Origin of the sequence: Phenylobacterium sp., from assembly GCF_030646615.1 — a bacterium.
In the GTDB taxonomy this organism is placed as follows: Bacteria; Pseudomonadota; Alphaproteobacteria; order Caulobacterales; family Caulobacteraceae; genus Phenylobacterium.
The window spans coordinates 24,335-50,304 of sequence record NZ_JAUSLG010000066.1; the positions used below are offsets into that span (position 1 = coordinate 24,335).

General features: G+C 69.0%; 25 protein-coding genes. 9 read left to right on the forward strand and 16 right to left on the reverse strand.

The annotated features are described in order from the left end of the window. Positions 1 to 29: 29 nt before the first annotated feature. The gene (locus tag Q7S93_RS11055; protein ID WP_304713957.1) at positions 30 to 695 is read right to left on the reverse strand and encodes a fused DSP-PTPase phosphatase/NAD kinase-like protein; all 666 of its coding nucleotides are present in this window, start codon (positions 693 to 695) and stop codon (positions 30 to 32) included. 108 nt (positions 696 to 803) lie between these two features. Between Q7S93_RS11055 and Q7S93_RS11060 the strand changes: the two genes are divergently transcribed. Genes Q7S93_RS11060 through lpxK form a run of 5 tightly spaced genes read left to right on the forward strand, consistent with a single transcriptional unit; the run spans position 804 to position 6,591 of the window. Beyond that, positions 804 to 2,585: an ABC transporter ATP-binding protein gene (locus Q7S93_RS11060; RefSeq protein WP_304713958.1), complete on the forward strand. Its 1,782-nt coding sequence runs from the start codon at positions 804 to 806 to the stop codon at positions 2,583 to 2,585. Continuing rightward, entirely contained in the window at positions 2,582 to 3,313 is a 732-nt protein-coding gene (locus Q7S93_RS11065; protein WP_304713960.1) for a lysophospholipid acyltransferase family protein, read from the forward strand. Before Q7S93_RS11060 ends, Q7S93_RS11065 begins: the two co-directional genes overlap by 4 nt. A gap of 4 nt (positions 3,314 to 3,317) precedes the next feature. Next, entirely contained in the window at positions 3,318 to 4,280 is a 963-nt protein-coding gene (locus tag Q7S93_RS11070) for a cation diffusion facilitator family transporter (protein WP_304713961.1), read from the forward strand. Continuing rightward, on the forward strand, positions 4,277 to 5,572 hold the full coding sequence (locus tag Q7S93_RS11075; protein ID WP_304713962.1) for a 3-deoxy-D-manno-octulosonic acid transferase: 1,296 nt from the start codon (positions 4,277 to 4,279) through the stop codon (positions 5,570 to 5,572). The genes Q7S93_RS11070 and Q7S93_RS11075 overlap by 4 nt, the downstream gene beginning before the upstream one ends. Continuing rightward, positions 5,569 to 6,591: a tetraacyldisaccharide 4'-kinase gene (gene lpxK, locus Q7S93_RS11080; RefSeq protein ID WP_304713963.1), complete on the forward strand. Its 1,023-nt coding sequence runs from the start codon at positions 5,569 to 5,571 to the stop codon at positions 6,589 to 6,591. Before Q7S93_RS11075 ends, lpxK begins: the two co-directional genes overlap by 4 nt. A gap of 11 nt (positions 6,592 to 6,602) precedes the next feature. Here the strand turns inward: lpxK and Q7S93_RS11085 are convergent, their stop codons facing one another. The 8 genes from Q7S93_RS11085 to Q7S93_RS11120 form a co-directional block, all read right to left on the reverse strand. Then, complete coding sequence (locus Q7S93_RS11085) at positions 6,603 to 7,676, reverse strand: phosphotransferase (protein WP_304713964.1); 1,074 nt, start codon at positions 7,674 to 7,676, stop codon at positions 6,603 to 6,605. 134 nt (positions 7,677 to 7,810) lie between these two features. Then, positions 7,811 to 9,082, reverse strand: coding sequence for a phosphoribosylamine--glycine ligase (gene purD / locus Q7S93_RS11090; RefSeq protein WP_304713965.1), 1,272 nt, complete (start codon positions 9,080 to 9,082; stop codon positions 7,811 to 7,813). Between the two features lie 45 nt (positions 9,083 to 9,127). Then, complete coding sequence (gene phoB, locus Q7S93_RS11095) at positions 9,128 to 9,817, reverse strand: phosphate regulon transcriptional regulator PhoB (protein ID WP_304713966.1); 690 nt, start codon at positions 9,815 to 9,817, stop codon at positions 9,128 to 9,130. Between the two features lie 17 nt (positions 9,818 to 9,834). Then, positions 9,835 to 10,530, reverse strand: a complete 696-nt coding sequence (gene phoU, locus Q7S93_RS11100) for a phosphate signaling complex protein PhoU (protein WP_304713967.1) — start codon at positions 10,528 to 10,530, stop codon at positions 9,835 to 9,837. A gap of 16 nt (positions 10,531 to 10,546) precedes the next feature. Next, positions 10,547 to 11,329: a phosphate ABC transporter ATP-binding protein PstB gene (pstB, locus tag Q7S93_RS11105; protein ID WP_304714074.1), complete on the reverse strand. Its 783-nt coding sequence runs from the start codon at positions 11,327 to 11,329 to the stop codon at positions 10,547 to 10,549. Between the two features lie 83 nt (positions 11,330 to 11,412). Beyond that, the gene (gene pstA / locus Q7S93_RS11110; RefSeq protein ID WP_304713968.1) at positions 11,413 to 12,714 is read right to left on the reverse strand and encodes a phosphate ABC transporter permease PstA; all 1,302 of its coding nucleotides are present in this window, start codon (positions 12,712 to 12,714) and stop codon (positions 11,413 to 11,415) included. Then, a complete protein-coding gene (gene pstC / locus Q7S93_RS11115; protein ID WP_304713969.1) occupies positions 12,707 to 14,149 on the reverse strand; it encodes a phosphate ABC transporter permease subunit PstC in 1,443 nt (480 codons plus the stop codon). The genes pstA and pstC overlap by 8 nt, the downstream gene beginning before the upstream one ends. A 116-nt stretch (positions 14,150 to 14,265) precedes the next feature. Continuing rightward, positions 14,266 to 15,645 carry an ATP-binding protein gene (locus tag Q7S93_RS11120; RefSeq protein WP_304713970.1) on the reverse strand — a complete coding sequence of 460 codons (1,380 nt, stop codon included), beginning with the start codon at positions 15,643 to 15,645 and terminating at the stop codon, positions 14,266 to 14,268. A 233-nt stretch (positions 15,646 to 15,878) separates the two neighbouring features. On the opposite strand from Q7S93_RS11120, the gene Q7S93_RS11125 reads away from it, so the two are divergent. The 4 genes from Q7S93_RS11125 to Q7S93_RS11140 all read left to right on the forward strand — a co-directional run bounded on the left by Q7S93_RS11125 (position 15,879) and on the right by Q7S93_RS11140 (position 20,170). Then, entirely contained in the window at positions 15,879 to 16,976 is a 1,098-nt protein-coding gene (locus Q7S93_RS11125; protein WP_304713971.1) for a histidine kinase dimerization/phosphoacceptor domain -containing protein, read from the forward strand. Positions 16,977 to 16,982: 6 nt separating this feature from the next. After that, the gene (locus tag Q7S93_RS11130) at positions 16,983 to 17,444 is read left to right on the forward strand and encodes a response regulator (RefSeq protein ID WP_304713972.1); all 462 of its coding nucleotides are present in this window, start codon (positions 16,983 to 16,985) and stop codon (positions 17,442 to 17,444) included. 6 nt (positions 17,445 to 17,450) lie between these two features. After that, complete coding sequence (locus Q7S93_RS11135; protein ID WP_304713973.1) at positions 17,451 to 17,750, forward strand: SemiSWEET family sugar transporter; 300 nt, start codon at positions 17,451 to 17,453, stop codon at positions 17,748 to 17,750. Between the two features lie 107 nt (positions 17,751 to 17,857). Continuing rightward, positions 17,858 to 20,170 (forward strand): O-linked N-acetylglucosamine transferase, SPINDLY family protein, encoded by a 2,313-nt coding sequence (locus tag Q7S93_RS11140; protein ID WP_304713974.1) that lies wholly within the window; start codon positions 17,858 to 17,860, stop codon positions 20,168 to 20,170. Here the strand turns inward: Q7S93_RS11140 and Q7S93_RS11145 are convergent. The 7 genes from Q7S93_RS11145 to Q7S93_RS11175 are packed head-to-tail and all read right to left on the reverse strand — an operon-like array spanning position 20,167 to position 25,883. Further along, positions 20,167 to 20,982 (reverse strand): NAD-dependent epimerase/dehydratase family protein, encoded by an 816-nt coding sequence (locus tag Q7S93_RS11145; protein ID WP_304713975.1) that lies wholly within the window; start codon positions 20,980 to 20,982, stop codon positions 20,167 to 20,169. The two genes, Q7S93_RS11140 and Q7S93_RS11145, sit on opposite strands and share 4 nt — an antisense overlap. Further along, a complete protein-coding gene (locus tag Q7S93_RS11150) occupies positions 20,979 to 21,473 on the reverse strand; it encodes an acyltransferase (RefSeq protein WP_304713976.1) in 495 nt (164 codons plus the stop codon). Before Q7S93_RS11150 ends, Q7S93_RS11145 begins: the two co-directional genes overlap by 4 nt. Beyond that, positions 21,473 to 22,024, reverse strand: a complete 552-nt coding sequence (locus tag Q7S93_RS11155) for a dTDP-4-dehydrorhamnose 3,5-epimerase family protein (protein ID WP_304713977.1) — start codon at positions 22,022 to 22,024, stop codon at positions 21,473 to 21,475. The genes Q7S93_RS11150 and Q7S93_RS11155 overlap by 1 nt, the downstream gene beginning before the upstream one ends. Then, positions 22,024 to 23,262, reverse strand: a complete 1,239-nt coding sequence (locus Q7S93_RS11160; RefSeq protein ID WP_304713978.1) for a class I SAM-dependent methyltransferase — start codon at positions 23,260 to 23,262, stop codon at positions 22,024 to 22,026. The genes Q7S93_RS11155 and Q7S93_RS11160 overlap by 1 nt, the downstream gene beginning before the upstream one ends. Further along, on the reverse strand, positions 23,262 to 24,356 hold the full coding sequence (rfbG, locus tag Q7S93_RS11165) for a CDP-glucose 4,6-dehydratase (RefSeq protein ID WP_304713979.1): 1,095 nt from the start codon (positions 24,354 to 24,356) through the stop codon (positions 23,262 to 23,264). The genes Q7S93_RS11160 and rfbG overlap by 1 nt, the downstream gene beginning before the upstream one ends. Continuing rightward, a complete protein-coding gene (gene rfbF, locus Q7S93_RS11170; protein ID WP_304713980.1) occupies positions 24,317 to 25,090 on the reverse strand; it encodes a glucose-1-phosphate cytidylyltransferase in 774 nt (257 codons plus the stop codon). The genes rfbG and rfbF overlap by 40 nt, the downstream gene beginning before the upstream one ends. Before the next feature lie 25 nt (positions 25,091 to 25,115). Beyond that, positions 25,116 to 25,883 carry a cephalosporin hydroxylase family protein gene (locus Q7S93_RS11175; protein WP_304713981.1) on the reverse strand — a complete coding sequence of 256 codons (768 nt, stop codon included), beginning with the start codon at positions 25,881 to 25,883 and terminating at the stop codon, positions 25,116 to 25,118. Between the last annotated feature and the right edge of the window lie 87 nt (positions 25,884 to 25,970).

The window sequence follows — 25,970 nt, forward strand, 5'->3', positions numbered from 1 at the left end:
CGTGTCCCCTCTTGAGGCCCCCCCGCCCCCTACTCCCGCTTCAGCAGGCGTTCGGTGAAGAAGTTGCCCCACCACTGGCTGCGGAAGTCGGCCTTGATGGCGTCGGGGTCGTAGGCGGGGCTTTCGACCCATTCGATGAAGGAGAGGCCGGCCGGTTCGCCTTCGGCCAGGTAGCGCTCGAAGGTGTAGTCCAGCACGCCGGTCTTGCCGGCCTTCATGTGCAGGTAGCGCAGGTGGAGCTGGTCCAGGGCCTCAGCGATCGTCTTGCCCTTGCGGAAGTGCATGTAGAAGACGCTCATGATGCCGGCCCGATCCGCCCCGGACTTGCAGTGCATCAGGGCCGGATATTCGATGGACTGGAAGAGGTCGCGGGCGCCCAGCACCCGGGCGCGGCTGGGGACCTCGCGAGACGTGATGGTGAAGTCCACCAGGGTCAGGCCGAGCTCTTCGCAGGCGGCCTTTTCCAGCACATGGAAGCTGCCATCGAAGCCGCCTCGCAGGTTGATGATCGTCTTGATCCCGCGGGCCTTCCACCCGGCCAGCTGCTCGGGCGAGGGCTGGTTGGTGCGCACCAGCTCCTCGCTGATCCAGTGGGCGTTCTGGAAGCGCAGACGCAGGAAGGCGTGGTCGTTCCACATATAGTCCCGCAGGGCGCGCTTGCGGCCTTCGGGGGTGCTGAGGTCGAATTGGGCCAAGGGGCGCTCCGGGATTTGCCGCATAACTAGGCGTTCGGCTCGCCCAACGGAAGCCTTGAGCCCTGCGGTTGACTTGACTTGCGCGCCGTGACGGACGACGCCAGGGCCATGAGTTCCACGGCCACCCCGGAGCCTGACAAGACGCCCGCCCGCGTCCTGATCGGCCGTATCGCGCAGGTCTATCTGAAGCCGCGCTGGAAGGGCTTCGCCCTGGCGCTGGTGGCCGCCGTGATCGTCGCCTTCTCCAGCGCCAAGCTGGTCCAGATTCTGGAGCCGGCGATCAACGATCTGCTGGTGTTGCATAAGCCCGGCGCCATCTGGGCCATTCCGCTGGCTATCGCGGGCTACGCCATCCTGCGGGGCGTCGCCCAGGTGACCCAGGCCTCCCTGGTCAACCGGATCGGCAATGGGGTGGTGGGCGATGTCCAGGTGCAGCTGTTCGGCAAGCTGGTGCGGGCCGACCTGGCCCGCCTGCGGGGCCAGCATTCGGGCGCCTATGTCTCCTCGGTTCTCTATGACGCCGGCCTGATCCGCGAGGCGGCCACGTCGGGCCTGGTCAACTACACCCAGCACTTCCTGACCGTGATCGGGGCGGTGCTGGTCATGGTCTCCAATGACGCCATCCTGACGCTGGCCATCCTGCTGGCCGCGCCGCTGGCCACCGGCATCATGCGGCGGTTCTCCAAGAAGACCACCAAGGCCGCCCGGGGCGCCATGGCCGAGACCTCGGCGCTCTCGACCGCCATCATGGAGAGCCTGGACGGGGTTCGCGTCGTCAAGATCGAGAACCGCGAAGCCTTCGAAGAGGCCCGGGTGGCCGAGGTGGTGGCCCGCCGCCAGGCCCATCTGGTCAAGGGCGCCAACGCCCGCGCCGCCGCGGCGCCGGCCACCGAAACCCTGATGACCCTGATTGTCGCCGGGGTCATGGCCTATGCCGGCTGGCGGGCCGCCAGCGGCGCGATGAATGTCGGCGCCTTCGTGGCCTTTATCGGCGCCCTGGGCATGGCGTCCCAGTCCCTGCGGCAGCTGGCTAACCTGCAGACCGTCTTCGCCGAAGGCCTGGCCGGCGCCCGGCGGCTGTTCGCCGCCCTCGACGTGGAGCCGCTGATCCGCGAGCCGGCCGGGGCCCGCACCGCGCCCCGCAGCGAGGGATCCATCGCCTTCGAGGCGGTCAGCTTCGCCTATGGGGAGGGCGCGCCGGCGCTGACCGGCGTGACCCTGAGCGCCCGTCGCGGGGAGACCATCGCCCTGGTCGGACCCTCGGGCGGCGGCAAGAGCACCATCCTGAACCTGATCCCGCGCTTCTATGACGTGACCGCCGGGCGGGTGAGCATCGACGGCGTCGATGTCCGCGACCTGACGCTGGCCTCCCTGCGCGACCAGATCGCCCTGGTGACCCAGGAGCCCTTCCTATTCGACGACACCATCCGCGCCAACATCGCCTATGCGAGGCCCGACGCCACCGAGGCCGAGATCGAAGCCGCCGCCCAGGCCGCGGCCGCCCACGACTTCATCACCGAACTTCCGGACGGCTACGCCACCCTGGTGGGCGAGGCCGGCGCAAGGCTGTCGGGCGGCCAGCGGCAGCGGATCGCCATCGCCCGGGCCTTCCTGAAGGACGCCCCCATCCTGCTGCTGGACGAGGCCACCAGCGCCCTGGACACCGAGAGCGAGGCCCAGGTGCAGGCGGCGCTCACCCGCCTGATGGCCGGGCGGACCACCATGCTCATCGCCCACCGGCTGTCGACGGTGCGCGGCGCCGACCGCATCTATGTGATCGACAAGGGTCAGGTGGTGGAGACCGGCGACCATGCCAGCCTGGTCAAGGCCCAGGGCCTCTATGCGCGGCTGGCCAAGAGCCAGGACCTGGAGACGGAGAGCGCGGCGTGAAGGGGCTGTTCCGGCGCCCCGGCGTGCAGGCCCTCCTGGGCTGGCTGCTGGCCGCCTATCTGCAGCTGATCCTGAAAACCGTCCGCTGGCGGCACGTGGATGACGCCTGCCTGGAACCGTTCCTGACCGACAGGACCGGGCTGCTGGCCCTGATGTGGCATGGGCGCATTCCCCTGTCCCTGGCCACCGCCCCCAAATGGTGGCCCAGGGGCAAGACGCAGGTGCTGGTCTCCCCCTCATCGGACGGGGAGTTCGTCGCCCAGGCCCTGGACCGGGTGGGCTTTCCGTCGATCCGCATGTCCTCGGCCAAGAAGGGCGACTCGGCCAAGGCCCGCGCGGCCGTGGCGGGTTTTCGCCAGGCCCTCGGCTTCGTGGGGGACGGGGGCGCCCTGATCATCAGCCCCGACGGCCCCCGGGGCCCCAATGAGGTCGTGGCGCCTGGCGCGGTTCAGATCGCCAAGCGAACCCAGGCGCCGGTCTTCCTGATGGGCCTGGCGGCGGCGCCGTCCCTGCGGCTCGACAGCTGGGACAAGGTGATGCTCGCCGCCCCCTTCGGGCGCGGGGCCGTGGTCTGGGATGGCCCCTTCTATGCGCCCGCCGACGCCCAGGAAGATCAGATCGCAGAGCTTTGCGCCGACTGGTCGGCCCGCCTCTCGGCCGCCACCCGTCGGGCCGAAGCCCTGGTGGGCGCCGCGCCGTTGCCTGACGCCCCAGCGGATGGGACATAGGGCCATGGCGCACGACCATCCCGGCCATCATCACGATCATGGGCATGACCACGGCCACAGTCACGGGCTAGGTGGACACCATCATCACGCGCCCAAGGATTTCGGCCGGGCCTTCGCCATCGGCGTCGTGCTGAACACCGGCTTCGTCGCCGCCGAGGTGGCGGCTGGCCTGTGGTTCGGCTCGCTGGCCCTGCTGGCCGACGCGGGCCACAACCTGTCGGATGTGATGAGCCTGCTGCTGGCCTGGGGCGCCGCCAGCCTGGCCAAGCGCCGGCCCACGGGACGTCGCACCTATGGCCTGCGCAAGGCGACCATCCTGGCCTCCCTGGCCAACGCCATCCTGCTGCTGGTGGCCGTGGGCGCCATCGTCTCCGAGGCCGTGCGGCGGATCGCCGATCCGGCCGAGGTGGCCGCCGCGCCCGTGATGATCGTCGCGGCGATCGGGGTGGTGATCAACACCGCCACGGCGCTGATGTTCATGGGCGGCGCCAAGGGCGACCTGAACATCCGCGGCGCCTTCCTGCACATGGCCGCCGATGCGGCCGTCTCCCTGGCCGTGGTGATCGGAGCGGGCGTCATCGCGCTCACCAGCCTCTACTGGCTGGACCCGGCGCTCAGCCTGCTGATCGTGGCGGTGATCCTGATCGGCACCTGGGGCCTGCTGCGGGACTCCGTCGACCTGGCCCTGGACGCCGCGCCCCGGGGGATCGATGTTGAGGCCGTCCGCGCCTGGCTCGGCGGCCTGCCGGGCGTGACCGACATCCACGACCTGCACATCTGGGCCATGAGCACCACCGAGACGGCGCTGACGGTCCACCTCACCCGTCCCGACAATGCCGACCCCGACGGCTTCCTGCACGCCGCCTGCGAGGGCTTGCAGAGCAGGTTCGGCATCGGCCACGCCACCCTGCAGGTCGAGACGGGCGAGGCCGCCGATTGCCGGCTCTATCCGGCCGAGGGGGTGTGAAGCCTCGCCCCCGCTCGCCCGGCCTCGCCGCCTATCGCCAGGTCCTGGCCGCCCTGGAGCCCCTGGCGCCGCGTCTGCTGCGCGCCCGCGCCCGGCGGGGCAAGGAGGATCCTGAGCGACTGGACGAGCGCCTGGGCCAGCCCCGCTGCGCCCGCCCGCCCGGGGATATCGTCTGGCTGCATGGGGTGAGCGTCGGCGAAAGCGTCTCGCTGCTGCCCCTGGTCGAGGCCTTGATTGAACGCCGCCCAGACCTGAATCTGCTCGTCAGCTCGGGCACCCGCACGGCGGCCGAGCTCCTGTCGCGGCGCCTGCCCGCCGGGGTGATCCATCAGTACGCCCCGGTGGACGGCCCCCGCGCGGTGGCCGGCTTCCTCGACCACTGGCGCCCCGCCGTGGCGATCCTGGTGGAGAGCGAGCTCTGGCCCAACCTGATCATGGCGGCGGCCGAAAGGGGCGTCCGCCTGGCCCTGGTCTCGGCCCGGATGACGGAGAAGAGCGCGCTCGGCTGGCGCCGGGCGCCGGGCGCGGCCCGCGCCCTGCTGCAAGCCTTCGACCTGGTCCTGCCGCAGGACGCCGAGACCGCCGCGCGACTGCAGGAGCTGGGGGCGACCATTGGCCCGCACCTGAACCTCAAGCAGGTCGGCGCCCCCCTGCCCTGCGACGCCGCCGAGCTGGACCGTCTGCGCCAGGAGACCGAAGGCCGGCCGGTGATCCTGGCCGCCAGCACCCATCCGGGCGAAGAGATCCTGATCGCCGAGGCGGTCCAGGGCCTGATGGCCGACCAGCCCGGGACCTTGCTGATCGTCGCCCCCCGACATCCCGAGCGCGGACTTGAGGTCGCTCGCCTCCTCTCCCAGGCCGGTTTCAACACCGCCCGCCGCAGCGCGGGACACACACCGACGCCCCTGGTCGGGGCCTATGTGGCCGACACCCTGGGGGAGCTTGGCCTGTTCTTCCGCCTGGCCGATGTGGTGGTCATGGGCGGCGGCTATGCGCCGGGCGTCGGCGGCCACAATCCCCTGGAGCCCGCCCGGCTGGGCGCCGCCATCGTCACCGGCCCCTCGGTGTTCAACGCCGCCGAGACCTATCAGGCCATGTTCGAAGAGGTCGCCGCCCTCTGCGCCCCGGACGGGGCGGCCCTGACGCGCCACCTGGCCGGCCTGCTGGACAATCCGGCCATCGCCCTGCGCATGGGCGCCGCGGCCATGGCCCATGCCCAACGCTATGGCGCGGCCCTGGACGAGGCCATGGACAGGCTTTCGCCGCTGCTCCCGAGCGAGGCCGCCCCATGAAACTCTCCACCCCGCGCTGGTGGTACGTGCGCGAGCGTGACCGCTCGTCCATGCCCATGACGCGGGCGCTGCTGACGCCGATCTCCTGGATCTGGGGCGCCGTCACCGCCCGCCGCATCGCCCGCACAGGGGCCTGCGACCCCGGGGCGCCGGTCATCTGCGTCGGCAATATCACCATGGGCGGGACCGGCAAGACGCCGGTGGTCCGGGAAATCCTGGCCCGGCTGCGGCGCGGCGGGATCGAGGCCCATGGCCTCTCCCGCGGCTATGGGGGCCGGCTCGTCGGACCCGTCCGCGTGGATCCCGCGCAGCACACCGCCGCCGATGTCGGGGACGAGCCGCTGATGATGGCGCAGGACGCGCCCATCTGGGTGGCCCGGGACCGGGCCCTGGGCGCCTGCGCCGCGGTGCAGGCGGGTGCGGCCGCCATCGTCATGGACGACGGCCACCAGAACCCGAGCCTCGCCAAGCGCCTGTCCCTGATCGTGGTGGATGGCGAGACCCGCGAGGGGGAATGGCCCTTGGGCGACGGGGCGGTCTTCCCGGCCGGCCCCCTGCGCGAGCCCCTGGCCGCCGGGCTGGCGCGGGCCGACGCCGTCGTCGTGATGTTGCCGGAGGATCTGGCCGCTGCCGACCGCGAACTCCTGGCCCTATTTGGCCAGACGCCGGTGCTGATCGCCCGGCTGAGGGCCTCGGCGCCGCCGCCGCCGGGGCCGCAGGTGGCCTTCGCCGGGGTCGGCAAGCCGTGGAAGGTGGAGCGCGCCCTCAAGGCGGCCGGCTGCGAGCTGGTCGACTTCGTCGCCCTGCCCGATCACTTCGCCTATGACGCCGCCACCCTGGCCCGCTTGGCGGCGCGGGCCGAGGATTTCGGCGCCGGGCTGGTGACCACGGAAAAGGACTGGGCCCGCCTGCCCCCCGACTGGCGGGGCCGGGTGGCCGCTTGGCCGGTCCAGGCCCAGTTCGAGGACGAGGCCGCCCTGGACGCGCTGCTGTCCAGGGCTGTGGGTCGGCCTCTTTAGCCCGGCTCTCTTTACGCCGTCGCGCCGGCCTTCTGGGCGAAGCTCCAGCCGGCCTTGGCCAGCAGCGGCACCCGTTCGGCCATGGCCGCAGCCTGCGGACTGTTGGCGGTGCCATCGCGGACCCGACCGACAATGCCCTGGATGATCCCCGCCAGCCGGAAGATGTTGTAGGCGAAGTACCAGTTCAGGTCCGGCAGGCTGTCGCGGCCGGTCAGGCGGCAGTACTCGGCCACGTACTCGTCGATGGACGGCACGCCGTGGGCCTCGAGGTCCTCGATATTGGCGATGGTCCCGTTGACCCAGTTCATCAGCAGATAGGTGAAGTCGGCCAGGGGCTCGCCCAGGGTCGAGAGTTCCCAATCCAGCACGGCGATCACCCGCGGCTCCGTGGGATGCAGCACCATATTGTCCAGGCGGTAGTCCCCATGGACGATGGAGGTCCGCTCCTGGGGCGGCACGGTGCGGGGCAGCCATTCGATCAGCCGCTCCATCTCCTCGAGCTTGACGGTCTCCGAGGCGCGGTACTGCTTGGTCCAGCGATCCACCTGCCGGCCCATATAGTTGCCGGGCTTGCCATAGTCCCCCAGGCCGATGGCTTCATGGTCGGTGTTGTGCAGGTCGGCCAGGGTCTTGAGCTTGGCCATATAGATCGGCCGACGCTCTTCCGGGGTGTACTGCGGCAGCTGCTGGTCCCAGAGGATGCGGCCCTCCACCATGTCCATGACGTAGAACATGGTGCCGATGACCTCGTCGTCGGTGCACAGGCCATAGGAGCGCGCCACCGGGAAGCCGGTGGGATAGAGGGCGCTGATCACCTTGTACTCGCGGTCCACCGCATGGGCCGAGGGCAGCAGCTTGCCCGGCGGCTTGCGGCGCAGGACGTACTTCTTGGTGGGCGTCACCAGCTGGTAGGTGGGGTTGGACTGGCCGCCCTTGAACTGGCGCACCTCCAGCGGACCCTGGAAGCCCTCCACATGGGCCTGCATCCAGGCCTCAAGCCGGGCCTCGTCGAACCGATGGGACTCCGCGACCTCCTTGGTGCCGGTGTTCAGCTGTTCGCGCTGCTGTTCGGCGGCGTCGGCCATGGGATTCCCCTCTACTCATAGGCTTGGGCGCGTGAGTCTTACGCTTGTTTGAACCCACCTTACCGAGCCTGCGCATGGCGCCGCAAGGCGTTCGGCGCCCGGGCGTACCGCCGCCAGGAACAGGGCGAGCCGGGTCAGCGGTTCAGCGCGCGCCAGCCGATGTCGGAGCGATAGAAGCCGCCGGGCATGTGGATCTGGTCCACCGCCGCATAGGCCGCCTGACGGGCGGCCGGGAAGTCCGCCCCCAGGGCGCAGACGTTCAGCACCCGGCCGCCGGCGACCCGCAGGGTTCCGTCGGGGTCCGTCGCCGTGCCGGCATGAAAGACCACCACGCCGTCGCCGAAGGCCTGGTCGGCGCCGGTGATCGCCGCGCCGGCCACCGGGGCGTCGGGATAGCCTTGCGCGGCCATCACCACGCAGACGGCGGCGTCATCGCGCCAGACCGGCGCCGGCAGCCTGTCGAGCTCGCCCTGGGCGCAGGCCGTCAGATAGGGGACCAGATCGCTTTCCAGCCGCAGCATCAGCACCTGGCATTCCGGATCGCCGAAGCGGACGTTGAACTCCACCAGGCGGGGGCCGTCGCGGGTGGCCATGAATTCCACGAACAGCACGCCGCGATAGGGCGCGCCCTCGGCGGCGATGGCGGCGAAGGTGGGCTCGGCCAGTTCCTTGCGCACCTGTTCCACCAGCTCATCGGTGAACAGGGGCGCCGGCGCATAGGTGCCCATGCCCCCGGTATTGGGGCCCCTTTCGCCGTCATAGGCCCGCTTGTGGTCCTGGGCGTGGCCGAAGACCATGCTGGTTGTCCCATCGCACAGGGCGAACAGGGAGCCGATCTCGCCCTCCAGGAATTCCTCGATCACCACCCGCGCGCCGGCCGCGCCGAACCGGCCGCCCAGGGTGTCGTCGATGGCGGCCTCGGCCTCGGCGCGGGTGGGCGCGATCACCACGCCCTTGCCCGCCGCCAGGCCGTCGGCCTTGATCACATAGGGGGGCGAGAATTGGTCCAGGGCGGCCTTGGCCACTGCGGCGTCATCGCAGACCACATAGGCGCCGGTGGGCAGGCCGTGGCGTTCGGCGAAGGCCTTGGTGAAGGCCTTGGAGGATTCCAGCCGGCCCGCCGCCTGGCTGGGTCCGAAACAGGGCACGCCTGCGGCCACCAGCGCGTCGGCCAGGCCCGCCTCGACGGCCGATTCCGGACCGATGACCACCAGGTCCGCGGCCATCTCCCTAGCCAGGGCCAAGAGGCCGGGCACGTCGGTGACCTTGACCGGAACCACCTCGCCCAGGGCCGCCATGCCCGGATTTCCCGGCGCCATGACCAGGCGGGTGAGCAGGGGCGACTGGGCGATCTTCCAGGCCAGCGCATGCTCGCGCCCGCCCGAACCGACGAGGAGAATGTTCATGGGCGGGCTTTGCCGCGCCGCGCCCGGAGCGTCAAGCTGGCGGGCTCAGGCCTCGACGTCGAGGGAGTAGCCGGCCGAGCGCACGGTGCGGATCGGGTCGGCCGAGGCCTCGCGGTTCAACGCCTTGCGCAGGCGGCCCACATGCACATCAACCGTGCGCGCCTCCACATAGACGTCCGAGCCCCAGACGGCGTCCAGCAGTTGCTCGCGGGAAAACACCCGGCCGGGATGCTGCATCAGATAGTCCAGCAGGCGGAATTCGGTGGGGCCGAGATGGATCTCCTTGCCCCCCCGCTTCACCCGGTGGGCGACGCGGTCGATGACCAGGTCGCCGATCCGGACCCGATCCTCGGCCAGGCCCGGCCGCAGGCGGCGCAGAACGGCGCGGATGCGGGCCGAGAGCTCCGACATGGAGAAGGGCTTGACGATGTAGTCGTCGGCGCCGGTGTCCAGGCCGCGGATCCGGTCGGTCTCCTCGCCCCGGGCCGTCAGCATGATGATCGGGATGTTGCGGGTTTCAGACCGCGCCCGCAGCCGGCGGCAGACCTCGATGCCCGACACCTTGGGCAGCATCCAGTCCAGCAGGATGAGGTCGGGCATCTTCTCGTCGACCATCACCAGGGCTTCTTCCCCGTCGGCGGCGACCGCGACGGCGTAGCCCTCTTTTTCGAGATTGTAGTTCAGCAGGGTCGAGAGGGAATCTTCGTCCTCGGCGACCAGGATATTGGGGGTCATGGGGTGTTCTCCCGCGCCTACCGCTGCAGCGGATCGGTCTTGGGACGCTCGGCGGCGATCGCCTCGTCCCCGGTGATCTCGTAGTGGATGATCTCGGCGATGTTGGTGGCGTGGTCGCCGATGCGCTCGAGGTTCTTGGCCACGAACAGCAGGTGGGCGCAGGCGGTGATCGTCCGCGGATCGCCCATCATATAGGTCAGCAGTTCCCGGAAGAGGCTGTTGTAGTGCTCGTCCACCTCGTCGTCCCGGGACCAGACGGTCATGGCCCGCTCGAGATCCGAGGCGGTATAGGCGTCCAGCACCTCTTTCAGGCGGGTCACCACCAGCCGACCCATGCGCTCGATGGAGCGCGTCAGGGGCACCATCGGGTCGGACTCGATGATCACGATGGTGCGCTTGGCGATGTTCTTGGCCAGGTCGCCAACCCGCTCGAGATTGTTGGCGATCTTCATGGCCGCCACCGTGCGGCGCAGGTCGTTGGCCAGCGGCTGGCGCAGGGCGATCATGCGGATCGCCTTGCGCTCGATATCGGCCTGCAGGACATCCAGGCGCTCATCGCGCCCCACCACCAGGTCGGCGGTCTGCTGGTCGCGGCGCACCACGGCCTCCAGGGCGTCGGCGACGGCGGCCTCGGTCAGCCCGCCCATCCGCGCGCACTCGGCGGTGAGCATGTTGAGCTCGTCTTCGTAGGCCTTGACGATGTGTTCGTTCATGGCGGCGTCCTCCCGGTCAGCCGAAGCGTCCGGTGATATAATCCTGCGTGCGGGTGTCACGCGGGTTGGTGAAGATCTCGTCGGTGGCGCCCGCCTCGACCACCGCGCCCATGTGGAAGAAGGCGGTGCGCTGGGAGACCCGCGCGGCCTGGGCCATGGAGTGGGTGACGATGACGATGCAGTACTGGCTGCGCAGGTCGTCGATCAGCTCTTCGATCTTGGCCGTGGCGATGGGGTCGAGCGCCGAGCAGGGCTCGTCCATCAGGATCACTTCGGGGCTGACGGCGATGGCCCGGGCGATGACCAGGCGCTGCTGCTGGCCGCCCGACAGGCTGGTGCCCGGCGCCTGCAGGCGGTCGGCCACCTCGGCCCAGAGGCCGGCGCGCTTGAGCGAGGACTCGACGATGTCGGCCAGTTCGCTCTTGGTGGAGGCGAAGCCGTGAATACGCGGCCCATAGGCCACGTTTTCGAAGATGCTCTTCGGGAAGGGGTTGGGCTTCTGGAAGACCATGCCCACCCGGGCGCGCAGCAGGACGGGATCGACCCCGCGGTCGTTGATATCCTCGCCGTCCAGGATGATCCGTCCCTCGACCCGGGCGCCGGGGATGGTGTCGTTCATCCGGTTGATGCAGCGCAGGAAGGTGGACTTGCCGCAGCCCGAGGGGCCGATCAGCGCGGTGACCGCCCGGTCGGGCATGTCCAGGGAGACGTCGAACAGGGCCTGCTTGTCACCATAGAAGACGCTGATGTCGGTGGCCGAAAGCTTGGGGCCGGCCTGGCCGGCGCGGGGCGTCGTCATGGAGACGCCCTGGGCGTGGGCGTCGTCGCGTTGGCGGGTCATCGGCGAACTCGGGGCATGGCGGGACTGAGAGGACATGGGGATCACCACCGCCGTTCGAAACGTCGGCGGAGCAGGACCGCCGCGAGGTTCATCAACACCATGAAGACCAGCAGCACGATAATGGCTGCGGCCGTGCGCTCATGGAAGGCGCGCTCGGACGCGTTTTCCCAGATGAAGATCTGCACCGGCAGCACGGTGGCCGCGCTGGTCAGGGTCTCGGGCACGCCCGGCACGAAGGAGACCATGCCGATCATCAGCAGGGGCGCGGTCTCGCCCAGGGCGTGGGCCAGGGACAGGATGGTGCCGGTCATCATGCCCGGCATGGCCAGCGGCAGGACGTGGTGGAAGACGGTCTGGGTGCGCGAGGCGCCCACGGCCAGGGCGGCCTCCCGAATCGACGGCGGCACGGCGCGCAGGGAGGCGCGGGTGGCGATGATGATGGTCGGCAGGGCCATCAGCGCCAGCACCAGGCCCCCCAGCAGGGGCGAGGACCGCGGCACGGCCAGCCAGTTGATGAACACCGCCAAGCCAAGCAGGCCGTAGATGATCGAGGGCACGGCGGCGAGGTTGTTGATGTTCACCTCGATCAGGTCGGTCCAGCGGTTCTTGGGCGCGAACTCTTCCAGATAGGTGGCGGCCAGCACCCCGATGGGGGCGGCCAGCAGGGCGGTGACCAGCAACATCATGGCCGAGCCGACCACGGCGCCGAGCACCCCGGCCTGCTCCGGCTCGGTGGAGTCCGAGCGCGAAAGGAAGGTCCAGTTGAAGCCGCCGCTGACCATGTCGCGCTGGCGCAGCTCGTCCAGCCAGTCGAGCTGGCGGTCGCTCAGCCGCCGCCCGCCGACCTCGGTGTCGCGGCTGATCTGGCCCTTGTAGTAGAGGCTGGCATTGGCCTTCATCGGCCCCTGAACCGTGATGGTCTGGCCGATGAGCGCGGGATCTTCCCGCAGACGGTCGAGGATCTGGAAGCCCAGGTCCCCCGACAGGATGGCCATCATCTCACTGGAGGCCTCGCCATAGACGTCGTCCTCCTCGCCCAGCACGGCCAGCGCGGACTCCGCGACCATGAGGTTGAAGTTCGAGCCGCCGAGGTCGGCCATGTCGACGCGGTCGGCGGAAATCTCCACCGGCAGGCTGATGCGGTAGTCGACGAAGGTCGAATAGCCCTGGATTCCGATCCGGCCCAGCAGCACCACCAGGAAGGCCAGGGCCAGGAAGATGGCCGCGCGGCCATAGAAGCGGAAGCGCGTCTCGGCGCGGTAACGGCGCTTTAGGCGGGCCTCGGCCTGGGCGCGGGCGCGGGCCTTGGCGGCCTGGGCGGGGGTCAGGGCCGCGTCAGTCATACTGTTCCCGATACCGCTGCACGATCTGCAGGGCGACGATGTTGAGCACCAGCGTGATCACGAAGAGGGTCAGGCCCAGGCCAAAGGCCGACAGGGTCTTGGGGCTGTCGAACTCCTGGTCGCCGGTCAGCAGGGTGACGATCTGCACTGTCACGGTGGTCACCGTGTCCAGCGGGTTGAAGGTGGCGCGGGCCTGAAGGCCGGCGGCCATGGTGACGATCATGGTCTCGCCGATAGCCCGGGATATGGCCAGCAGCAGGGCGCCCATGACGCCGGGCAGGGCCGCGGGCATGATCACGCGGGTGATGGTCTCCGACCGCGTCGCGCCCATGGCCAGGGAGCCGTCTCTCAGGGACTGGGGCACGGCGTTGATGATGTCGTCCGACAGGGACGAGACGAAGGGGATCAGCATGATGCCCATGACCGCCCCGGCCACCAGGGCCATCTGGTTCTGCACCTGCATCAGATAGAGGCCGACCCCATCCAGGGGTCCCCCCAGCAGCTCCGCGCCGATCCCGTTGAAGAAGCCGCGGAACAGCGGCCCCACGGTCAGGGCGGCGAAGAAGCCGTAGACCACCGTGGGAATGCCGGCGAGCACCTCGAGCAGCGGCTTGACCACCGCCCGCGTCGTGCGCCCGGCATATTCCGAGAGATAGATGGCGGCGAACAGGCCCACGGGCGCGGCCACCGTCATGGCGATCATCATGATCAGGAAGGTGCCCATGAACAGGGGCACTGCGCCGAACGCGCCCGAGGACGCCACCTGATCGGCGCGGATGGCGATCTGCGGGTCCCAGGTCAGGCCGAACAGGAATTCGAAGATCGGCACGGCCTGGAAGAACCGCCAGGACTCCCAGACGAGCGAAGCCACGATGCCCACGGTCGTCAGCACGGCGACGATCGAGCAGACCAGGAAGAGGGCGGCGATCCACCGCTCCACCCGCGGACGGGCCGCAAAGCCGGCGCTGATCTTCGGCCAGGCGAAGGCGGCGCCGGCCAGGGCCAGGGCCAGGGCGGCGGCGAGCGTGGCGGCCACGAGGTTGCGGTGGATGTCACGGGCCTCGATCAGCTTGGCCGCGAAGGCCTCGCCAAGGGCGCCGTCATATTCGGTCTGGCTGACCTGTCCCCCCGTCACCGTGCCGACGACGTCATTGTAGAAGACATCCTGGGTGCTGTCGGGCAACGCCATCACCGCGGCGGGTGGATCGGCGCGCAGGGCCGCTTCCTCGATCTGGCCGCCCAGCAGGCTCACCAGGATCAGCAGGATGGCCGCCGGCGCTGCGGCCCACAGCGCGACATAGGCGCCATAATAGCCCGGCAGGGAATGGAGCACGCGGGTGCTGCCGCCCGAGGCGCGCAGCACCTTGCGGCGTCCGGCCGAATAGGCCGCGAGGGAGAACAGGATGAGCCCGATCAGGGCGATCCAGATGAGCATTCAGGCCTTCGACTTACGGCTCGGATCGCGCGGGAAGAGGGGACCGCGGTCTTGAACCGACCCCAGGGTGCGCGGCGCGGAACCTGCCTGCGGATTGCTGATTGAACGCGACAGTTTCATGACACTTTTGCGACATCGCCCGACTTGTCGGTGTCCAGGGGCTCTCGCCGCCGTCGCGCGGGCTCCACCCGGGGGAAATAGGCCGTGAAGATCGCCCCCCGGCCCAGGGCGCTTTCCACCATGAGTCCGCCCCTGTGGCGGTTCATGATGTGCTTGACGATGGCCAGGCCGAGGCCCGTCCCGGACTTCTCGCCGCTCTTCTGGCCCTCGACCCGGTAGAAGCGTTCGGTGAGCCGGGGCAGATGCTCCCGGGCCATGCCAGGGCCGGAATCGGTGACCGACAGGGCGGCGAAACGGCCCGGGCCGTGGTCAGGCGTCAGCAGCGACAGCCGGGCGGCCTGGTCCATGCGGGGGGCCATGGCCGCCTCGATCCCAAGGCCATCCTCCAGAGACACCCGGACCACGCCGCCGGCGGGGGAGTACTTCAGCGCGTTGTCCACCAGGTTCTGGGCCACCTGCACGACCTGATCGCGGTCCCCCACCGCCGTCACACTGCCCCGGGGCGGCAGGTTGACCTCAAGGCTGACGCCCTTTTCCCGGGCCAGGGGCGTGATGGCGTCGACCACGTCCATGACGGCGGCCACCAGGTCCACATCCTCATTGGGCGGCACATGCTCGTTCAACTCGATACGGCTCAGTGACATCAGGTCGTCGATCAGCCGGGACATGCGCTCGGCCTGGACGTGCATGATGCCCAGGAACTTCTCGCGGGCGCTCTCATCGGCCCGGGCGTGTCCCCGCAAGGTCTCGATGAAGCCCGAAAGCGAGGCGAGCGGGGTGCGAAGTTCGTGGCTGGCATTGGCCAGGAAGTCGGCCCGCATCCGCTCCACACGCCGGATGTCGGTCTCGTCGTGCAGCACCAGCAGCGCCAGCCGTCCCCCATCCGCCCCTAGGCCCAGGGGCCGGGCATAGACCCGAAAGATCCGCTCCTGAGAGCCGCCGGGCTCATAGATGGCCTCGCCTTCGAGGTTCCCGAACAGGGCTTCATCGACGGCCTCCAGCACGTCGGGATCGCGGATGGCGGTGACCAGCAGGCCCGCCTCTCGCTGGATCTTCAGCACCTCCCGGCCAGCCAGATTGACCATGACGAAGCGGCGCCCCGTAAGGTCATCGGGCTCGTGGGCCGAGATCACCATGACGGGATCGGGCAGGGCGTTCAGCACAGCCGTATAGGGCAGAGACAGCTGGCCGGCGGCGACCTCGGCATGGGTCTCGGCCACCTCCGCCTTGAGCCGCGCGGCTTCCCCTCGGGCGCGGACAGCCTGGATCGCCGCGACGCCGGCCACCGGCAGGGCCAGCATGATCGCGGCCACGGGATCGGCGCCGCCCACGGCGACCAGACCGGCCAAGGCCAGCAGGCCCGCCGCGCCCGTCATAAGGGCCGGGCCGGCAGCGAACCCCCGTCGAGGTCCGAGGGGCAAGGGTTGCGGCAGCAGGGACAAGACCGAATCTCCGTTCGCCGGATCATCCACCAAGCCGGATACCTGTGTCATCGCCGTGACAAGGGAAAGAATTCGCAGCCGACAGGCGCCCGACCTGGGCCTCCGCCCTGGAACTGCCCCGGAGAGCCGGCGTTTGTCTGGCCTGGGGGACGGCGGATGCAAAGATCATGATCGAGCGAAGGGACACCTTTCGGGCCGACAGCCTGCTGACGCCGCGGGCCGGGATCGACGATCCGTTCGCCGCCGCCGTCCATGCCACCCGCATGTCGATGATCATCGCCGACGCCCAGGCGCCCGACATGCCCATCGTCTTCGCCAACGACGCCTTTCTTGCGCTGAGCGGTTACGCTCGCGACGAGGTTCTGGGGCGCAACTGCCGTTTCCTCCAAGGCCCGGACACCGACCCGGAGATGGCGCGAAGGCTGGCCCAGGCGGTCGTCGAAGGCGCGCCGATCAATGTGGATATTCTGAACTACAGCAAGGACGGCAAGCCGTTCTGGAACGCCCTCCAGATCAGCCCGGTGCGCAACGCCGAGGGCCTGCTGGTCTATTACATCGGTTCGCAGATCGACGTCACCGCCCGCAAGAACGCCGAGGATCGCCTGGTCCGGGATCGGGAAGGCCTGGTCACGGTGGCCACCGAGCAGACCCGGGCCGCCGAACAGGCGCTGGCCGAGCGCACCGCCCTGCTCCACGAGGTCGATCACCGGGTCAAGAACAACCTCCAGCTCATCGGCTCGCTGCTGGTCCTGCAGACGCGACGGACCGAAGATCTGCAGACGCGGATCGCGCTGGAGTCGATGCTGTCGCGGGTGAGCGCCATAGCCACGGTGCACCGGCGCCTGTTCCAGAGCCGAGACCTGGAGCGGTTCGACGTGGCCGCCTTCGTTCGCGACCTGGTGGGGGACGTCTCCTCGAGCCACGACAAGGTCGCGATCGACCTGGACCTGCAGAGCATAGAGATCGACGCCGCCCAGGCCGCGCCCCTGGCCCTGGCCGTCAATGAGCTGCTGGACAACGCCTTCGCCCACGGCCTGAACGAGCGCCGCGCCGGCAAGCTGAGCGTGCGCGTCCAGCGCCAGAATGGCCATTACCTGATCGCGATCTGCGACGGCGGGCCGGGACTTCCCCCTTCCGGACAGTTCGAGCCCGGGTTTGGCCTGACGATTGTCGGGCTGCTGGCGCAACAACTGCGCGCCGAGTTGCGTTTCGAACCGACGAACCCTGGCGTGCGCGCCATTCTCGAACTGCCCGTGAACGCCTAGGTCCCCATGTCCAACCCCCTGTCTGTGCTGATCGTCGAGGATGAGGCCCTGCTGGCCGTCGAACTCGGCTTCCTCGTTCGGGAGGCCGGCTGCGTCGAGGTTGGCCACGCCGCGGACTCGGCGGTGGCGGTGCAGATGGCCGCTCAGCTCAAGCCGGACATCGCCCTGGTGGATGTTCACCTGGCGGACGGCCCCACAGGCGTTGACGCCGCCCGGGAGATCGCCGCCCATCACGGGGCGATGGTGTTGTTCATGACGGCCAATGTGAAGCGCCTGCCGGAGGACCTGGCGGGCGCCTGCGGGGTGATCGGAAAGCCCTATACCGATCGCGCCGTTCGCCGCGCCCTGATCTACCTCGTCGGCTGCCTGGAGCGGGGGTGCGCCGACACGCATCCGCCCCCAGGGCTCACCCTGTCCGACAGCCACGCCGCCCGCTGGGGCGTCCATCATCTCGAAAAGACGGCTTAGGCGATCATGACCCCGAGCTTTCTGCCCGAGGTGGTCGGCTTCTGCGCCGGTCTGTGTTCGATGGTGAGCTTCACCCCGCAGCTCATCAAGACCTGGCGGGAGCGCGACGCCCGGTCGATCTCACTTCGCATGTACGTGGTGACCGTCACCGGCTTCAGCCTCTGGGTGACCTATGGCGTGATGATCGGCAGTTGGCCGGTGATGCTGACCAACTCGGTCTGCCTGGTCCTGTCGGCGCTGATCCTGGCCATGAAGTGGCGCTTCTCGCACACGCCCGCCGCGGCGAGCCTCAAGCCCGAAGCCTAGCTTGGCGGCATCGGTTGGCGCCGCAGCAGGCGCTCTCTAGAATTGCGACTCCGACGACGAGCGTCGCGCCGTCACCAGCGGGCGCGGCCGCATACCAGGACTTCGCAATGAATGACCGGATCGCCGCAGCCGAAGCCGCCTTCAAGGCGGGGCGTTTCGAAGAAGGAATCGCCCTGACTGAGGCGCTGCTGACCGACGAACCCAAGTCCGGGAATCAGCTCTATCGCAACTTCGCCTCGCTGCTCTTTCGCCGCGGCCGCTACGAGGCCAGCGCCCGCTGGGCGCAGGCGGGCGCAGATGTCTATCCCCGCGACGGCGAACTCTGGAACGTTCTCGGCGTATCCCTGCGCCGTCTCGACCGGCCGCAGGAGGCCCTGCGGGCGCTGAACACGGGGATCAAGGCCCAGCCCAAGAATGAGGCCCTCTGGCAAAACAAGGGCAATGTCCTGAACGACTTGAAGGACGGCCCGGGCGCCATCGCCGTGTTCAGCCGCCTGGTCCGCCAGGCGCCCACCAACCCTGAGTTTCAGCGGTGTCTGGGGCGCGCCTATGCGAACGCCGGCGACCTGGAGAAGGCCGAGATGCGCTATCGGCTATCCACGCGCCTGCGGCCGGACCTGGTCGACGCCTGGCTCGACCTCTCGGCCCTGCAGTCGGAAACCAAGACGCCAGAGGCGGCCCTGGCGACCCTGGAAGAGGCCATCGCCCAGAACCCGGCCCCGCGCCTGAAAGAAGCCAAGGCCCTGGCCATCCGCCGGGCCCACAAGCTGCGTCAGGCCGAAGCCTATCTGTTGACGGTGCTGGAGAGCCTTCCGGACGAGGCTTGGGTGCACTACCAGCTTGGCGCGGTGATTACGGACTGGGACCGGCCCCGAGCCAATACGCATCTGCGGCGCGCGATCGAACTGGCGCCGGATAATCTGGAGTACCGGGTCGCCTTGGTCGAAAGCCTCGCACGCTCGCGCTATGGCGACGAAGCCGCCCATATCGACGCCGCCTATGCCGAGCTGAAACTGGCCCGGGAGGTCGGGCCCCTCGTCACCGGCCCGCAGCTCAAGGTCGCCTCCGAGGTGCTCTCCCGCGTGGCCGATTTCGACGGCCTGGACACGAGCTGCGACTTCTACGAGACGGGCCGCCTATGGGCCGAACAGGGCCGCCACACCGCGCTGCTGAGCCAGTTGTCGCGGGTGCGCGCTCCAGAGGATCGGGACGAACTGGTCGCCCAGCACCGCATCTATGGGGACATGGTGCAGGCCAAGGTCGACCGCTATCCCCTGCGGGCGCCGGCGGCGCCGCGACAGCCGGACGGCAAGATCCGCCTGGGCTTCATGTCGTCCGACCTGCGCAATCACCCGGTGGCCTATTTCGCCCTGCCCCTGTTCGAGCACTATCCGCCTGAGCGCTTCGATCTCTATTGCTACTCCTTCTATCAGGGCCCCGAAGACCAGCTTCAGAAGCGGATCACCAATCAGGTGAAGGCCTTCCGCTGGAGCCAGGACATCAGCGACGTCGACGCCGCCCAGATGATCAGCGATGACCAGTTGGACATGCTGATCGAGCTCGGCGGCTCGACCCACATGAACAAGCTCAATGTGATGGCGTGGAAGCCTGCGCCCCTGCAGGCCAGCTGGCTCGGCTATCCGCATTCCTCAGGCCTGTCGCGGATCGATCATCTGATCGTCGATCCCTACCTGCTGCCGCCGCGGCCCGAACTGATGATCGAGGAGCCGCTGCTGATGCCCGCCAGCTGGATCGCCATGGGCGAGCTGGCCTTTCCGGAGCGGGCGATGGCGGATCAGCCGCCGGCGGTCGCCAACGGCTATGTCACCTTCGGCACCGCCAACAACCCCTACAAGTACAGCCGGGAGATGGTGCGGCATTGGGCGCGGGTGACCGCGGCCGTCCCCAATTCACGTTTCATGATTGTCCGCCCGGAGGCGGGCACAGCGGCCTTCCGCGACAATATCAGCGCCATCTTCGAGGCTGAGGGCGTGAGCCGGGACCGGCTGCGCTTCGAGGCGGTTCGCGGCGCGCACATGCCGCTCTACAACGAGATGGACATCAGCCTGGACACCTTCCCCCAGACCGGCGGCACCACGACCTGCGAGTCCCTCTGGATGGGCGTGCCGGTGGTGACCCTGGTCGGACAGGGCCTGTTCGAGCGGCTGAGCCTGTCGATCCTGGCGAACGCCGGCCTGTCGGACCTGTGCGCCGGCGACCTCGACGCCTATCTGCAGACGGCAGTGACCCTGGCGGGCGACATTGATCGGCTCACCTACCTGCGTCGCACCCTGCGCTCGACCCTCAAGGCGAGCCGCCTGGGCCAGACCAAGCTCTTCGCCCAGGACTTCTATCGCATGATCGACGCCGCGGTGACCCGCAACCAGGGGGCGAAAACCAAGGCCGGCGCGGCCGTCTAACCCTGGAAGAAGCCCGGCGCCGAAAGGGCTTGCCGCAAAAGGGTCCGGGCGTCGCGGGGGCGGACCCCCAAGGCGTGGAGGCGTCCAGTAGCGCAGGCCGGCGCCGGGGGCATGGGCCTGTCCGCCGCGAGGTTCAGGGTCCAGCCTGCCTCGGCGAAGACGGCGGCCAGGTCGGCGTTGGAGACATTGTCGCCCCGCGCCACATTGACGACCCCGGCGGCGTCCTGGTCGGCCATGGCCAGCAGGCCGGCGACCACGTCGTCGGCGTGGATGTAGTCGCGCACCGCGGCGGGCGCGGAGTCCCGCGTCAGGACGCGGCTGCGACGGGCTTCCTGCAACAGCTCCGGCAGGAAGCCGCTGGCGCCCTGCGCAAGATCAAAAACGTTGGAGAGACGGGCCACGGCGCCGCGGCCATCGGACCTGGCCAGGGTCAGGTTTTCACCCAGGGCCTTGGACAGATCATAGACATTGCGGGGCGCCGCCGGGTCGAACGCCAGAACGTCGTTTTCGCGGCCGCCCGCGGCGCCCAGGCTGTCATATAGCCTTGTGGACGACAGATAGATCAGCCGTTCGAAACGGGCCTGCGACAGCACCTGGGCCAGCAGGGTGACATGGGCCTCCACCGTATCGAAGGGGCGGACAGCGAAGTCGCCGGTCAGGCCCGCGCAATAGAAGACCTGACCCAGGTTGCGTTCGAACAGTCCGTCCTCGCCGCGAGCCGGCGCATAGACTGCCTCACCGCGGTCACGCAGGGCCTGGGCCAGCCGCCCGCCGATGAACCCCCCGGCGCCGATGATGGTCCAGCCGCTCACCCCTTGCCGCGCTCGCCGATGCGACGGACCGGCGCGCCCGCATAGATTCCGTAGGGCTCAAGCCTGCCCCGCACCACCGCGCCGGCGGCCACCACGCAGCCCTTGCCGATCACCGCCCCGTCCAGGACCACGACGCCGGCGCCCAGCCACACGTCATCCTCGATCACGATGCCGCCGCGGCTCGGCATGAAGCCCTGGTCGCGGATGCGGGCGTTGCGATCGGCGATCTCATGGTTGGTGGGCGCCAGGGTGCAGTTGGCGGCGATGAGCACGCCCTCGCCGATGCGCACCCCATTGCCGGTATAGATCACCGTGCCGGAATTGACCGCCGAGTCCGCGCCGATGATCACCTCGCCGGAGCCACCGACCGCCTTGATCTTGACGAAGGAGTCGATCAGCACGTTCGCCCCGATCTCGATCAGCGTGCCCCGCACCGAGCGCTCGATATCGGCCAGGGGCGAAATGGTGGCGGTGGGATCGATCTTCAGCATCAGCGGCCTCCTGGCCCGGTCTTGGGACCGAAATCCGGATAGCTGGCGTCCCGATCCGATATCACCTGCGGCGGGGCCGGCCAGGCGATGGCGAAGGCCGGATCGTTCCAGCGCACGCCTGCCCCATGGCCGGGCTCGAACAAGGGCGCGATCTGGTAGAGCACGTCGGTGTCCGGCTCCAGGGTCAGGAAGCCATGGGCGACCCCTTCGGGGATAAACAGGGCGCGGCCGGCTTGCGTGTCCAGTTCGACCCCGGTCCAGCGGCCAAGGGTGGCGCTGCCCGGTCGCAGGTCGAGGGCCACGTCGAAAATCCGCCCACGGACGACCCGCACCAGCTTGCTCTCCCCGTGGGGGGCGGACTGGTAGTGCATGCCCCGCAGGGTCAGGGCGGCGGTGTTCCGCGACAGGCTGGTCTGGGCCGGGGCGAAGTCGATCCCGGCCTGCGCGAACTCGGCCGGGCAGTGCAGCCGGGCGAAGGCGCCACGATCATCGAGGACGGGGTCGGGATCGACCACGACGACGCCGGCGATGTCCGTCGGCGAGAACCGCATCAGTCGAGGACCTTGGTGGTCGGCGAGGCGATGACGAAACGGCCGCCCCAGTCGCGGATATGGCCCAGCTGGCCCATGATCTCGTCCTTCAGATTCCAGGGCAGGATCAGCAGATAGTCAGGCTTCACGTCTGCGACCTTGTCTGGGCCATAGATGGGCGCATGGCTGCCGGGCAGGAAACGGCCCTGCTTGTGCGGATTGGCGTCGAAGGCGCAGACGATGTCGTCTGATCCCACCCCGGCATAGTTGAGGAAGGTGTTGCCCTTGGCCGCCGCCCCGTAGGCCGCGACAGTCTTGCCGTCGGCCTTGGTCTGGCTAAGGAAGTCCAGGAAGCTGTCGCGGACCTCGTCGACCCGGGCGGCGTAGCCCTCATAGGTCTCGAGCTTGTGCAGGCCGGCTGCGGCCTCACGGGCCCGCAGGGTCTTGAGCGCCTCGGTCTCCTGATGGCTGGACGCCTCATGGGCGCAGAACAGGCGCAGTGAGCCGCCATGGGTAGCCAGTAGCTCCACATCGAAGGCGCGCAGGCCGTTGGCCCGCAGCACCTGGGCCACCGCCAGCAGGGACAGATAGGAGAAGTGCTCATGATAGATGGTGTCGAACTGCACCATCTCCAGCATGTTCAGGAAGTGCGGGAACTCGAAGGTCAGCACGCCTTCCGGCTTCAGCACCTCGCGGAAGCCGGCCACGAAGCCGCCGATGTCGGGGACGTGGGCCAGGACATTATTGGCCGCCATCAGGTCGGCCTGGACGCCGCGGGCGGCCAGCGCCTTGCCGGTCTCACCGTGAAAGAACATCACCTCGGTGGGCACGCCCTTTTCGATGGCCGCCTGGGCGGTGTTAGCCGTGGGCTCGATCCCCAGCACCGGCACGCCAGCGGCCTTGAAGTGCTGCAAGAGGTAGCCGTCATTGGAGGCGATCTCGACCACCAGGGAGTCCGGGCCCAGGCCGAAGCGTCCGATCATCCCTTCGGCGTAGCGGCGGGCGTGCTCCACCCAGCTGGCCGAATAGGAGGAGAAATAGGCGTAGCCGGAATCGAAGATCTCGTCGGCGGCGACCGGATCGTCCACCTGCACCAGGAAGCACTCGGCGCAGACCCGGGCGTGCAGGGGATAGGTCTTCTCATCGCCGGCGGCCAGCTGCTCGGCGGTGAGGTTGCTGTTCGCCAGGGGCTGGCGACCCAGGTCCACCAGGGTGTGGGTGAGCGGCGTACGGCAGAAACGGCAGACGGGCGTCGTCATCACAGGCTTTCGTAGGTCTCGATCTGCGCCAGGCAGAGGTCGCGGGCGGCTTCGCCCAGCCCCTGACGGCGATACCAGTCCATGGTCCAGGCCACGGCCGCAGGCCCGTCAAGCACGCTCTCAAAGTCGAGGCTCCTGCGCGCCAGGCTGGCGTCCACCGCCAGGCTCCTGGCCTCGATGGAGGTCGGGTCGGGTTCATGGCGCCAGGGCTGGGCGTCCAGGGCGGCGATGGCCTGGGTGGCCAGCTCGCCCACGGTGATTTCGGCGGCGCCCGGGCGGGGGCCGAAATTGAGGGCGCGCGGGGTGTTCGGCTTCTGGACCAGGGCCTGGGCGAAGACGAGATAGCCGGCCACGCAGTCCAGCACATGCTGCCAGGGCCGCGTGGCCTCGGGGTGGCGCAGGACGGTGGTCTCGCCGGCCCGGGCGGCGCGGACGATGTCGGCCACCAGGCGGTCGCGGGAGAAGTCGCCGCCGCCGATCACATTGCCCCCCCGGGCGGTGGCCACCGGCACGCCGGCCTTGTCGAAATAGGAGCGGGCGAAGCTGGAGGTGACGATCTCCGCGCAGGCCTTCGACGCCGAATAGGGGTCCTTGCCGCCCAGGGCGTCGCCTTCCTGGAAGGCGCGGCCGCCGTCGTTGTTGGCGTAGACCTTGTCCGAGGTGATCACCAGCACGGCGCGCAGGGCGTCCTCGTCCCGCAGGGACTCCAGCAGATGGGCCGTGCCCATGATGTTGGTGGAGAACGCGCCGACCGGATCCTCGATGGCGGCGCGCACGATGGGCTGGGCGGCCATGTGCAGCACGAGGTCGAAGGGCCGGCCGCCGATCACGTCCAGCAGGGCGCGGCGGTCGCGCAGGTCGACAAGGTGTGAAGCAGCCAGGTGACCATAGCCGGCCAGGTCGGCAAGCGCCGGGCTCTGGTCCGGCGCCAAAGCCAGGCCGGTGACCTCGGCGCCCATGCGAGCCAGCCAGAGGCCCGTCCAGGCGCCCTTGAAACCGGTATGGCCGGTCAGCAGGACGCGCTGGCCAGCCCAGAAACCTGGGTCGGGCCGGGTCATGCCCACCTGCGCCAGGGCGCCTGGCCGGACGCCCACAGGCTCTCCAGCTGATTCTTGTCGCGCAGGGTGTCCATGGCCGCCCAGAAGCCGTCGTGGCGGTAGGCGATCAGCTCGCCGTCGGCGGCCAGGCCCTCCAACGGGCCGAGCTCCCAGACCGTGGCGTCGTCAACCACCCGGTCAATCACCGAGGGGTCGAGGACGAAGAAGCCGCCATTGATCAGGCCATTGTCGCCCGGCGGCTTCTCCACGAAGCGGTCCACCCGGTCGCCGGTCATCTCCAGGGCGCCATAGCGGCCCGGCGGCGCCACGGCGGTCACCGTCGCGCGCTTGCCGTGGTCGGCATGGAACTTCGCCAGCGCCGCGAGATCCACATCGGCGACCCCGTCCCCATAGGTGAAGAAGAAGGGCTGGCCGGGATCGAGGAATTCCCGCACCCGCTTCAGGCGGCCGCCGGTCATGGTGTCGGGGCCGGTGTCCACCAGGGTCACCTTCCACGGCTCATGCTTGGTGGCGTGGTAGTCGATGGCCCGGTTGGCGAGATCGACCGTGAAGTCGGCATTATGCAGGACGTAGTTGGCGAAATACTCCTTCACCACATAGCCCTTGTAGCCCAGGCACACGATGAACTCGTTGAAGCCGTGGTGCGAGAACATCTTCATGATGTGCCAGAGGATCGGCCGGCCGCCGACCTCGATCATCGGCTTGGGCCGCAGGTGGCTTTCCTCGGAAATCCGGGTGCCCAGGCCGCCGGCCAGGATGACGACTTTCATCGCATTAGCTCCCCTTGGCCAGGCTTCAGGCGATCCGCTTGACGAAGGCGTCGGGCCAGTAGGTGACCCGCGAGTTCACCACCCCTTCGTTGAAGGGGAAGGCGGGCTCTTCGATGATGAAGCGCTTATCCTCAGCCACGAAGTCGTGCACTGCCTGGCGGGGATTGTTCCAGGTCCAGTCCTCGGCCGTGCGGGGGCCGCCCGCCACCTGCTCCATGATCCCGTCGGTGGCGACGATATAGGAGCCCACCGGCACCATGTCGGCATAGGCGCGCAGTTCGTCGAGCACATGGCCCTTGGTGTGGTTGGAATCGAGCACCACCAGCACCGTCTCGCCCGGCTTGATCTGCGCCCTCACCTGTTCGACCACCTCAGGGGCGGTGGAAGAGCCTTCGATCAGCTCTATCCGCGTCTTCATCGGATGAGCCTCAATGGCGGTGCGGTTGTGCGGCCGGATCTCGATATCGATGCCGATCACCCGGCCCTTGTTCATGGCTTCGAACAGGGAGGCGTAGAAGACCAGGGAGCCGCCATGGGCCACGCCGGTCTCCACCAGCACGTCGGGCTTCAAGTCCCAGATCACTTCCTGCAGGCGGACCATGTCCTCCGGCAGCTGAATGATCGGCCGTCCCATCCAGGCGAAGGAATAGACGTATTTGGAATCCCAGGTCGCCCGCACCCAGGCCTTGGACGCCGCGGCGAAGCCTTCGGCGGTGGAGAGGCTGTGGCGCGTTTCTGTGTCGCCGTCGCGGACGACGACTTCGCCGCGCTCTTCGTCGATGATGGTGATCAAGACCCCGACCTTGTATGCCGTTTCTGGCGGGCCGTCGCCTAAGGTGGCCCGCTGTGTGGCCTCCTCCATATCGCGTGTCGGCGGCCC

Coding starts and splice junctions, on each gene's coding strand:
- Q7S93_RS11060 (WP_304713958.1), top strand. CDS start 804: ATGAGTTCCACGGCCACCCCGGAGCCTGACAAGACGCCCGCCCGCGTC.
- Q7S93_RS11070 (WP_304713961.1), top strand. CDS start 3,318: ATGGCGCACGACCATCCCGGCCATCATCACGATCATGGGCATGACCAC.
- lpxK (WP_304713963.1), top strand. CDS start 5,569: ATGAAACTCTCCACCCCGCGCTGGTGGTACGTGCGCGAGCGTGACCGC.
- Q7S93_RS11085 (WP_304713964.1), bottom strand. CDS start 7,676: ATGGCCGACGCCGCCGAACAGCAGCGCGAACAGCTGAACACCGGCACC.
- purD (WP_304713965.1), bottom strand. CDS start 9,082: ATGAACATTCTCCTCGTCGGTTCGGGCGGGCGCGAGCATGCGCTGGCC.
- phoB (WP_304713966.1), bottom strand. CDS start 9,817: ATGACCCCCAATATCCTGGTCGCCGAGGACGAAGATTCCCTCTCGACC.
- phoU (WP_304713967.1), bottom strand. CDS start 10,530: ATGAACGAACACATCGTCAAGGCCTACGAAGACGAGCTCAACATGCTC.
- pstB (WP_304714074.1), bottom strand. CDS start 11,329: ATGACGACGCCCCGCGCCGGCCAGGCCGGCCCCAAGCTTTCGGCCACC.
- pstA (WP_304713968.1), bottom strand. CDS start 12,714: ATGACTGACGCGGCCCTGACCCCCGCCCAGGCCGCCAAGGCCCGCGCC.
- pstC (WP_304713969.1), bottom strand. CDS start 14,149: ATGCTCATCTGGATCGCCCTGATCGGGCTCATCCTGTTCTCCCTCGCG.
- Q7S93_RS11120 (WP_304713970.1), bottom strand. CDS start 15,645: ATGACGGGCGCGGCGGGCCTGCTGGCCTTGGCCGGTCTGGTCGCCGTG.
- Q7S93_RS11125 (WP_304713971.1), top strand. CDS start 15,879: ATGATCGAGCGAAGGGACACCTTTCGGGCCGACAGCCTGCTGACGCCG.
- Q7S93_RS11130 (WP_304713972.1), top strand. CDS start 16,983: ATGTCCAACCCCCTGTCTGTGCTGATCGTCGAGGATGAGGCCCTGCTG.
- Q7S93_RS11135 (WP_304713973.1), top strand. CDS start 17,451: ATGACCCCGAGCTTTCTGCCCGAGGTGGTCGGCTTCTGCGCCGGTCTG.
- Q7S93_RS11140 (WP_304713974.1), top strand. CDS start 17,858: ATGAATGACCGGATCGCCGCAGCCGAAGCCGCCTTCAAGGCGGGGCGT.
- Q7S93_RS11150 (WP_304713976.1), bottom strand. CDS start 21,473: ATGCTGAAGATCGATCCCACCGCCACCATTTCGCCCCTGGCCGATATC.
- Q7S93_RS11155 (WP_304713977.1), bottom strand. CDS start 22,024: ATGCGGTTCTCGCCGACGGACATCGCCGGCGTCGTCGTGGTCGATCCC.
- Q7S93_RS11160 (WP_304713978.1), bottom strand. CDS start 23,262: ATGACGACGCCCGTCTGCCGTTTCTGCCGTACGCCGCTCACCCACACC.
- rfbF (WP_304713980.1), bottom strand. CDS start 25,090: ATGAAAGTCGTCATCCTGGCCGGCGGCCTGGGCACCCGGATTTCCGAG.